This is a genomic window from Okeania hirsuta (genome assembly GCF_003838195.1).
Lineage (GTDB): Bacteria > Cyanobacteriota > Cyanobacteriia > Cyanobacteriales > Microcoleaceae > Okeania > Okeania hirsuta.
Map to the genome: position 1 here is coordinate 1 of NZ_RCBY01000248.1, position 10,177 is coordinate 10,177.

8 protein-coding genes are annotated in these 10,177 nt (G+C 38.6%); 5 read left to right on the plus strand and 3 right to left on the minus strand.

Annotated features, from left to right (window positions below):
* Positions 1-19: 19 nt before the first annotated feature.
* From tal to opcA, 3 genes are all read left to right on the plus strand, one after another.
* Positions 20-1,108, plus strand: a complete 1,089-nt coding sequence (gene tal / locus D5R40_RS26755) for a transaldolase (RefSeq protein ID WP_240041662.1) — start codon at positions 20-22, stop codon at positions 1,106-1,108.
* Between the two features lie 332 nt (positions 1,109-1,440).
* On the plus strand, positions 1,441-2,970 hold the full coding sequence (zwf, locus tag D5R40_RS26760) for a glucose-6-phosphate dehydrogenase (protein ID WP_124143055.1): 1,530 nt from the start codon (positions 1,441-1,443) through the stop codon (positions 2,968-2,970).
* A 281-nt stretch (positions 2,971-3,251) separates the two neighbouring features.
* Complete coding sequence (gene opcA, locus D5R40_RS26765; protein ID WP_124155467.1) at positions 3,252-4,574, plus strand: glucose-6-phosphate dehydrogenase assembly protein OpcA; 1,323 nt, start codon at positions 3,252-3,254, stop codon at positions 4,572-4,574.
* A gap of 505 nt (positions 4,575-5,079) precedes the next feature.
* Here the strand turns inward: opcA and pyrR are convergent.
* The 3 genes from pyrR to D5R40_RS26780 form a co-directional block, all read right to left on the minus strand.
* The gene (gene pyrR, locus D5R40_RS26770) at positions 5,080-5,610 is read right to left on the minus strand and encodes a bifunctional pyr operon transcriptional regulator/uracil phosphoribosyltransferase PyrR (protein ID WP_124155468.1); all 531 of its coding nucleotides are present in this window, start codon (positions 5,608-5,610) and stop codon (positions 5,080-5,082) included.
* Positions 5,611-6,116: 506 nt separating this feature from the next.
* Complete coding sequence (cbiB, locus tag D5R40_RS26775; protein WP_124155469.1) at positions 6,117-7,130, minus strand: adenosylcobinamide-phosphate synthase CbiB; 1,014 nt, start codon at positions 7,128-7,130, stop codon at positions 6,117-6,119.
* 281 nt (positions 7,131-7,411) lie between these two features.
* Positions 7,412-7,855, minus strand: a complete 444-nt coding sequence (locus tag D5R40_RS26780) for an Rrf2 family transcriptional regulator (RefSeq protein WP_124143059.1) — start codon at positions 7,853-7,855, stop codon at positions 7,412-7,414.
* Positions 7,856-8,166: 311 nt separating this feature from the next.
* Here D5R40_RS26780 and D5R40_RS26785 point away from each other — a divergent pair, with 311 nt between their 5' ends.
* Both D5R40_RS26785 and D5R40_RS38145 read left to right on the plus strand, forming a co-directional pair.
* A complete protein-coding gene (locus D5R40_RS26785) occupies positions 8,167-8,586 on the plus strand; it encodes an AbrB/MazE/SpoVT family DNA-binding domain-containing protein (protein WP_124143060.1) in 420 nt (139 codons plus the stop codon).
* Between the two features lie 935 nt (positions 8,587-9,521).
* Positions 9,522-9,764 carry a hypothetical protein gene (locus D5R40_RS38145; RefSeq protein WP_205127704.1) on the plus strand — a complete coding sequence of 81 codons (243 nt, stop codon included), beginning with the start codon at positions 9,522-9,524 and terminating at the stop codon, positions 9,762-9,764.
* The last annotated feature ends 413 nt before the right edge of the window (positions 9,765-10,177 follow it).

A 10,177-nucleotide genomic window follows, 5' to 3' on the forward strand; every position in this document is an offset into this window, starting at 1 on the left:
AGCAATCGCTGGTAATGCTATCTATGATGCAGATATTGAAGCAGGTATCAGCGCTTGCTTTCTCAAAGATAGCGGGATTCGTGGTATCACTTCTAATCCCGCTATCTTTGAGAAAGCAATCGCTGGTAATGCTATCTATGATGCAGATATTGAAGCAGGTATCAGCGCTGGTAAGTCAGTGATGGAAATTTACGAATCTCTTGTTTTTAAGGATATTCGTGATGCTTGCGATATATTTATGCCAGTCTACGAACAAACTAATGGATTAGATGGTTATATTAGTATTGAGGTCCCACCTACTATAGCCAAAGATACAGAAAGTACCATCAGCGAAGCAATTCGTTATTATACTGCTATCGGTCGCGAAAACCTAATGATTAAAATTCCAGGTACACCGGAAGGTTTACCAGCAGTAACAAAAGTTATTAGTGAAGGGATTAATGTCAATGTCACTTTGCTATTTTCTGTAGAAAGCTATGTAAACACCGCTTGGGCCTATATTGAAGGTCTAGAAGCAAGAGCAGCTAAAGGAGAAGATGTCAGTAAGATAGCTTCTGTGGCAAGTTTCTTTTTAAGTCGCATTGATAGTAATATTGACGCTACTATTGATAGCAAAATCAAGAATGTAACCGATGATACTGTCAAGGCCAAACTAGAAACCGTCAAAGGAAAAGTAGCGATCGCTAATGCCAAAATAGCCTATCAAGAATACAAAAAAATTATTCAGAGCGACCGCTGGAAAGCTCTATCTGCAAAAGGTGCAACAATGCAAAGGCTATTATGGGCAAGTACTAGCACCAAAAATCCCACCTACAGTGATGTGATGTATGTGGATGAATTAATTGGGCCTGATACAGTAAATACTTTGCCTCCCCAAACCATAGATGCTTGTGCTGATCACTGTCATGTTGATAACCGAGTAGAGACTAATATAGAAGAAGCGATGCAGCTAATAGAAAGTCTTAAAGACCCCGATATTAATATCAATATCGACCAAGTTATGGACGAACTGCTAGCAGAAGGGATCGACAAATTTATCAAACCCTTTAGTTCCCTAATTAACTCCCTAGAAGAAAAAGTCAAAAAATTAGCACCTGTCTCAAGTTAGAAAAATCTTATAGCAGGGAACAGAGAACAGGGAACAGGGAACAGTGGGAAAAGCATACGGTTCATCATCAATCTATATTCCTAATTCCTAAGCAACTCGTTCCTTGCTATATGTCATCAGTCATTTTCATGTCGGCGACAGCCGAAACTTAAAAAAAAACGGTTTGACTGATGACCAAAAATTAAAATTAATGTAGCTAAAGACGCTGAATTATTTAATTATTTAGTATAAAACAATCAACATAGCTAATTGTAGTGAAATAATAAAATAGCACACCTCGGCAAAAACAAACAAGCTTCTATAAGTAAATAAATTAGAAGGAGTCAACATAGATGGTAGCATTATTAGAAAATCCCTTGCGGGTTGGGTTACAACAAGACCGAGTCCCAGAACCCCAGATTTTAATTATCTTCGGTGCTTCAGGGGACTTAACTCAAAGGAAACTCGTTCCAGCACTCTATCAAATGAAGCTAGAGCGGAGACTCCCCCCCGAACTAACAATAGTCGGAGTAGCACGCAGAGAATGGAGCCATGATTACTTCCGCGAACAAATGCGGACTGGCGTAGAAGAATTTGGTGGTGGATTACAATCTGAAGAACTCTGGAATGACTTTGCCAAAGGGATTTTTTACTCTCCCGGTAATATCGACAAACCAGAAGATTACCAAAAACTAAAAGAATTTTTGAGCCAACTTGACGAAGAAAGAGGTACGCGAGGTAATCGCGTATTTTACTTATCTGTAGCACCACGCTTTTTTGGAGAAGCTGCTCAACAGTTAGGCGCAGCAGGAATGTTAGAAGACCCCAAAAAACATAGATTAGTAATTGAAAAACCCTTTGGTAGAGACCTCAGTTCAGCCCAGGTACTCAATAAAATCGTTCGCCAAGTTTGCCCAGAAGAGCAAATATATCGCATCGACCACTATCTAGGAAAAGAAACAGTTCAAAACTTAATGGTATTTCGATTTGCCAATGCCATTTTTGAACCCCTATGGAATCGTCAATTTGTCGATAACGTTCAAATCACTGTTGCAGAAACAGTAGGATTAGAAGGACGTGCTGGATATTATGAAACATCAGGTGCCCTGCGGGACATGGTACAAAATCATCTGATGCAACTATTCTCCCTCACAGCAATGGAACCCCCTAATTCCCTCGATGCTGACAGTATTCGTAACGAAAAGGTAAAAGTAGTTCAGGCAACCCGCTTGGCAGACTTAGAACGCCTGGAGCTTTCTGCAATTCGTGGCCAGTATACAAACGGTTGGATGAAAGGCAAAGATGTACCAGCTTATCGGGAAGAAGGAGGAGCAGACCCCAACTCCACCACACCTACTTATGCAGCACTGAAACTCTATATTGATAACTGGCGTTGGAAAGGAGTTCCATTTTATCTGCGGACTGGTAAGCGAATGCCGAAAAAAGTCTCAGAAATCGCGATTCAGTTCAAAGAAGTACCATATTTAATGTTCCAGTCAGCAGCTAAACAAGCAAATCCTAACGTATTGGCTTTGCGAATTCAGCCAAATGAAGGAATTTCTATGCGTTTCGAGGTAAAAACTCCAGGCAGTTCCCTGCGGACTCGTTCAGTAGATATGGATTTCCGTTACGATACTGCTTTTGGTAAACCCAGTACAGATGCTTACAGTCGATTGTTAGTTGATTGTATGTTAGGAGACCAAACACTATTTACTCATGGTGATGAAGTAGAAGCATCTTGGCGAGCATTAACACCAATACTAGGTATCTGGGATGCTCCAGCACCACCAGAGGCCATACCTTTGTATGAAGCAGGTACATGGGGACCAGTTGAATCTGAACTGTTACTCAATCGTGATGGTCGTCGTTGGCGCCGACTGTAGTAGAAGGCAGAAGGCAGAAGACAGAGGGCAGAAGGCAGAAGGATTTCTTCCAATTGTGACTTATATCAAGTCTCATTAATTAGCCATCATAAATTAGCTATCTTTAGTCATCTAAAGATGACTTCTGCTATAGATCCAAGAAATTTATTTCTTGGCGGATGACATAGCTTGCTACAAGAATTGGGCGCGGACATTATTCCCTGTTCCCTGTTCCCTGTTCCCTGTTCCCTGTTCCCTATTCCCTTAAATAACCATCAGTAAAGCATTTACAAACAAGAAAAATGAGTACAACACTTGTTGCCTTACAACAACCAAAAGATATTTCTCTCGGAGAAATTGAAGCAGAACTTAGTAAAATCTGGCTCGGTCAAAATGGAGGAAAAGCAACTGCGATCGCTACCAGAGCAGCTACTTTCAGCATGGTAATATATGAACCCGAAGAATTTCAGCAACTTTTGGCTGGTTTGGGATTCTACAAAGGTGAAATAGATGGTATTAACGGCAATGAGGCCCGTGATGCCATCAAAGAGGCTCAAAAAGCTTATCAGTTACCAATAACAGGTAGGATAGACTCCGAGACTCTCGCTAAGTTACGTTCAGAGTGGGCTGCAAAATCTCCAGAAACTCGGCAATTCCCTAACATGGATGCTAGAGGATTTAGCATTAGTGAAGTAATTGCAGATCAAAACCCCTGTCGAGTCATCACACTATGTCCTACTTTTGGAGAAGATACAGGGGTAACAGCACAAGTTTCTGCTTATTGCCCAGTAAAGAAAAAGCAGTCTTCATTAACTTGCTGTGAATATATTACTCTACGCGGAACTAAAGAAGCACTGGAAAGGGTGAGTGATGTCGTGACATCATTGATGATTCCTGACTTGCCTAAATTTGTTTGGTGGAAAGCTACCCCCAATCAAGAACAAGAATTATTCCGAAACCTATGTGAAAATAGCAATTGCATTATTCTGGATTCATCTTATTTTAGCGATGCAGATTCAGAATTTCTCAAAATGCAAGAGTTGATCGAAAATCAAACATACATTGCTGATTTAAATTGGCATCGTCTCTCTGCATGGCAAGAATTAGCTGCTGCCACTTTCGATCCACCACAACGTCGTGCTTCCTTGGGTGAAATAGATAAAATTACTCTTGACTATGAAAAAGGGAATGCTGCCCAAGCACTAATGTTTTTGGGGTGGTTTGCTAGTCGTCTTGATTGGCAACCTACAGCTTATACTGAGACTGGTGGTGATTATGATATCGTTCATGTCAAGTTTACCAGTCCTACGGATAAGGAGATTTTAGCTGAGTTAGCAGCAATTCCTACCGCTGACTATGGTGAAATTCCTGGAGATTTAGTGGGCGTGCGTTTGGGGTCTAGTAATCCCAATGCTGACTGTTGCACGATTTTGTGTTCTGAAGATACTGGTTGTATGCGATTAGAAGCAGGTGGTAGTGCCCAGTCTTGTCGTACAGAGCAAGTCAGTGCTTTGAGCGATCAGAAAGCAGAATATTTGATGGCTCAACAGTTACAACGTTGGGGTCGGGAAGTTTTATATGAAGAGAGTTTGGCTATAACTGCTGACATTCTCAAGTTACGTTAAAAAAGCACCTCAGTGGTCAGCACCGAGAGCGATCGGCAGATTTTTTAGCTTGAAGAAACCGTAGGGGCGTTACGAAGTATGCGCAAGCAAACAGCCGTTTGCCCCTACAAACTGTTTTAAATCAACAATCTGAGCACCATTGCCAACTCTTTCTCCATCTCCCCACGTTCCCCTCCAGGGAGGGGTTAGGGGTGGGTTCCCATCTCCCCGAACTCCTCACACTCCTCACACTTTCTAGTGCAGGATTGCAGAAATAACTAATATCATGTTCGGTTAAATACTTATACTTTGGAGAAAGCAAGGCAGAAGGCAGAAGGGAAAGAAAGATTCAAAGAGATAAGGTTTTTATAACTGATTATTTGAACATGATATAACCAGTAACAAAATCCTAAAAGCCTTACCAATCAATACTTTTGACTGTCTTGAGTGCGTCTTACATTCTGAGGGGACCTCAGAATTACGCACTCGCTTTTGAATTTTAACTTTTGACTTCCGCGTAGCGGCACTAGCGAAATAACTCCACACCATCTCTCCGATCAATATCTTGCACATAAACTTTGACCTTCTCTTCTCTAGAAGTGGGTAGCTTCTTACCTGTGAAATCTGGATGAATTGGTAGTTCCCGATGACCTCTATCAACCAACACAACTAATTTAATTGCTTCTGGGCGACCATATTCAAGAACTGCGTTCAAAGCAGCTCGCACTGTTCGACCTTTATAGATCACATCGTCAACTAAAACCACAATCTTGCCAGTAATATCACCAGGAATTTCCGTTTTAGCTGGAGTTCGCATTCCCGTTATGTTCAAGTCATCCCGATAAAAAGTAATATCCAATGCTCCCACAGGTATCTTGACTTGCTCTAGCAATTCAATTTGATTTGCTAATATTTTCGCTAGCGGTACTCCTCTAGTATAGATGCCTAACAATACCAGTTGAGACAAATCTCCCGCATTTTCAATTACTTGGGAAGCAAGACGAGTAACAGTACGCCGTAACTCCTGTGCGGATAAAATTTCTACAGTATTGCTCATATATTCCACCACCTTAATGAAGTCAGAAGTCAGAAGTCAAACGAAGTCAGAAGTCAGAAGTCAGAAGTCAGAAGTTGTTTTTGTAACGGTGATTTACAGCAGTTTTCATTATTAAGTAGACTAAAAAATTCTTTTTTAGGACTTACGCATATACACTATATATAGTACTCATAACTATTGTCTAATAGTTACTGGACTCTATACACAGTGTCTTTGCGTAAGTCCTGTTTTTGCTTAGGGAGTAGGGAGTAGGGAGTAGGGAGCAGAAAAATGCTTTGACCACTGTACTCTATCTATTTGAAAACCTTGAAAACCGCTATAAGCTCCCCTCCAAAAACATTTCGCCAATCAAGGCGGGATATTACACCCAATTATTTTGATAAATAATATCATGTCCCCTGGGGCACGTTTGTGTAAAACCAAGGGTGAATATCTACAGGAAATTTACGTTTTTTCATACTTTTAAGCCTTCTTCCCTCTTCCTTCTTCCTTCTTCCTTACCTTCACTATACAATACCGATGCTACCGGACATTATATAACAAATAAAAAATAACCCTAACCAAATTAGAAAGCAATATCGAGTTAACTGCAATGCTCGATCAATAATTTCTGGTGTAATTGGATAGGTGGGGTCTCCTAATAGTGGTTTATGTTTAACCACTCCCTTGTACAAATTTGTACCACCTACCTGTACTCCCAAGGTTGCAGCATAGGCACATTCACTCCAACCAGCATTAGGACTAGGGTCTTTCACCGCATCCCTTTGACATATTCTCCAAACATATAAGGGTTTACCAGAGAGCAAAGCTATAGTCAGAACATTTAGACGACAAGGTAGCCAAGTTAAAACGTCCTCTAGTTTGGCACTAAACCATCCTATATCAGTATAGGGCGCTTCTTTGTACCCGACCATCGAATCTAATGTACTAGCAGCTTTGTAAGCAAATGCCAAAGGTACGCTACCTACACCTGGTATTATGGCTCCCACTAAAGCGTAAAATAAAGGTGCAATTACTCCATCTGTTGCATTTTCTGTTACTGTTTCAAAAATTGCTCGAAATATTTCCGATATTGATAAATTTTCTGTATCTCTACCTACATACATACTTAATTTTTGACGTGCTTGAATTAAATTGTCACTTCTTACCAGTTGAAGTACTTCTTTAGCTGCCATACTTAAACTTTTTCCCGCAAAACAGCTAGCTAATAAAATACTCTCTATTATTACTGTTAATAAAGGAAATTGGGTAAAGTTTATTCGTAAAGCTTGAATAATTAACCAACTGATAATTCCACTACCCAAAACAAGAGCGATCGCTAGTAATATACCTGACAATCTAAGTATAAATACGTGAGAGTTATCTTGATAAGGTTTAGTGAGTTTAAATATTTGTTTAGTGTAATGAGTAATTATCCAACCTAAGAACTTTACAGGATGTGGCCAATCCCAAGGATCGCCAATCAAATAATCTAGGCAAGCAGCTATGAAAAGAATAATTAAAGTATAGTTGGCACTCACAGGAATTCAATAGTTATAAATTTGTTTTAATAAGTAATCATGGTGAATCATAGTAAGCATTTAGCTGTCAGCTATTAGCTATCAGCTATTAATGTTGGGAAAGGTAAAAGCAACCTTTTAAATTGAGTTTGAATAAAAAGTTACTGTTAAAGTCCCCAGACCTAACCTCAGAAGTAATTATTCATTATTAATTGCTGAAGTGCTGAGTGCTAATAGCTGAATGCTTATGAATCATATACTACTGATTAACTCTTACAACTTGACACTCAAACTATCAAAAATTAAACAACAAAACTCGCTTCTTCTCCTACTACAGCTTGCCAACTACGGACATCATAGTATAAGTCTTCTAAAGAAATATTGTAAAGTGCTTCAGAAAGTTTTTTATCTAATCTATGCCAGATAGAATAAGTAACCCAGTCTTCTGCCTGTTTATTATCAGGAACATATCTAGGTAAAGGTTTGATTGTTTCACCCACGGATTCTAGTATTTGTCCTATAGATATTTGAGCAGGTAATTTAGCTAATTTATATCCTCCTTGGGCACCACGAACTGATTTGACTAAACCAGCACGACGCATCTCTATTAATAACTTTTCAAGGTAGGCTATAGGTATGTCTTGACGTAGTGCTATTTCTTTGACAGATATAGGAGTATTATTTTGTTGTAAACTCAAATCTAAAAGTGCCTTAACACTATAATGTCCACGAGTAGTTAACTTCATTGTATTGTGTTTAATTCAAAGGGACTTTAGGAATTTATAGCTATAACTATATTAATAGGCCCTTCAACTAAATAGGTGAATAGTTGATAGTTGATAGCGCAATGCTTAATATTACATACTATAGATATGATTGGTGGCTATAATCAATAGCTCTTCTCAGAATATTGTGTTAAAAATTTGTCGAATATGTGAAATATTTAGATAATTAGTGTAATATAGTTTTACGAGCAAATATTTGTTTATCGTTTCTTGGAATTTAAACAAACCAAGATAAAAACTGATAACTGTAGCAAAATGTTAGGACTGAAAATATGGCTAAAAAGAAAAATATTGAACCCTTATCTGGGGAAGATTTACTTAAAAAAGTCAAAGACTTAGGTAATCAAAGTAAGGAAAAGAAGGCTAGAGAATGTGGCTACTACACTGTTACTAAAAATGGTGTTGAACGAGTTAACATGATGAAGTTTTTGAATGCTTTGATTGATGCTGAGGGTATTCAATTAGATAGTAAACAGAATGGTAATGGCCGTGGAGGACGCTCTGCTAGCTATAGAATTAGTGTACAATCCAACGGTAATTTACTAATTGGCGCAGCTTATACTAAAATAATGGAATTAGAGCCAGGAGATGAGTTTGAGATTTCTTTGGGACGTAAACATATTCACCTGCGTCAAGTAGAAGCAGGTAAAGTTGTGGAAGAAGGAGAAGAAGTATCAGCAGCAGCATCTTAAGTTAAGACTACATCTTACTTAACAGATTCTCTATTTCACTGATTCTCTTCACTTCAAGCATCAAGAACTATAGCGATTGATGCTTGAGGAGAAGAAGTATCAGCAGCAGCATCTTAAGTTAAGACTACATCTTACTTAACAGATTCTCTATTTCACTGATTCTCTTCACTTCAAGCATCAAGAACTATAGCGATTGATGCTTGTTGCACCAATAGCTGTACCATCACTTTTTTGTAAATACTTCTTCTCGTGGTCAATATGTCAATACTAATTTAGTACCTTCGTAGTATTTCTCTACAGAATGTAAAGTGTCACAAAGATTACGGTATATATTGGTTTAATGGCGTTGCACAGTGACGAATGATTTGATATTTTTGATTGAATTGGATTGTGGATTAATCAATTGCTAGAATCATTAATATTAGGTTTTTTTAGTCAAAATCTAAACCAATTTTTGGCAATGTCATTCCATAATGTGCAACCCCGGTTTAATAGTGATTGCGTTCACTATAAGGAGGCAAATATTTTTTAGTATAGCTAGTCGAAGGAAAGGGCGCGGACATATCAAAAGTTTAAAACTCAGACAACACAAGATTTTGGCGTTGCATCATCATGGGATGATTTTGATATGTGTCAAAAAATTTTTTTTGATCTATCAAGATTTTCAGATGCGTGCAAATGTGATTATCATCCTACAATTATGCAACACCAGATTTTTCCTTCTTCCTTTTTCCTTCTGCGATACAATCTGTTTTTATCTTCTCTTTTGACCACAATGTTTGCAGGAAGTAAGAAAAAATGGAATAAAGCTCATAGATGACTTTCCTCTGCCATGCTCATATATTGGCGTTGGTGAATGTGTAATATAGAATCCGGTTGAATAGTTATTGTATGCTAGGGAGATAGGGAGACACGGAGACACGGAGACGCGGATATTGAAGTGTAGACAGAATTATGAACATATACTATATAACCGGATTGTATATCAGACGACTGAGGGGACTGCATCTTGGGATACTTTTATGTCCCTTGTTGCTACTACTCGCAAGCTGGGATTGAGCTTTTTTGAATATGTACGCGATCGCATTTCTCAGACCAGAAATATTCCCTCTCTGGCAACTATTATTTACGATCGCTCTTCTATTAATTCCCTTGGCTGGTCTTGGCAGCTATCATAATTGCCTACCCCATCATATTGAGTGGATACTTTTGCAAGACCATTTGGTCTTCAGGTTGAATATATAGCAATGTGCGCTGGCATATTTACACATTAGAGTTGTTGGGAAATAAAAATTTCAAATGCTCAAAAGCTTACTGTATAAGGCTTTCAGGATTTTAAACTTAAAAATAGCTATAAACTTTGACTGATAAGGGTTTTAGCCATTTTTTGTGCTTAATTCCCAACAACTCTATTATTTTTTGTACACCTTTTCGCTTACTGCACTTTGAGCTGGACATTGTAAATACCTGAGCGCTCATTGCTATATTTTGGGTAAACTCGATCACCGTCAGTGACATACCAAAAGCTATGCCAAAACTGGATAACTTGCCATAACTTCTCAAAAGTTTGCCCTGGAGCGATCATGCTCCG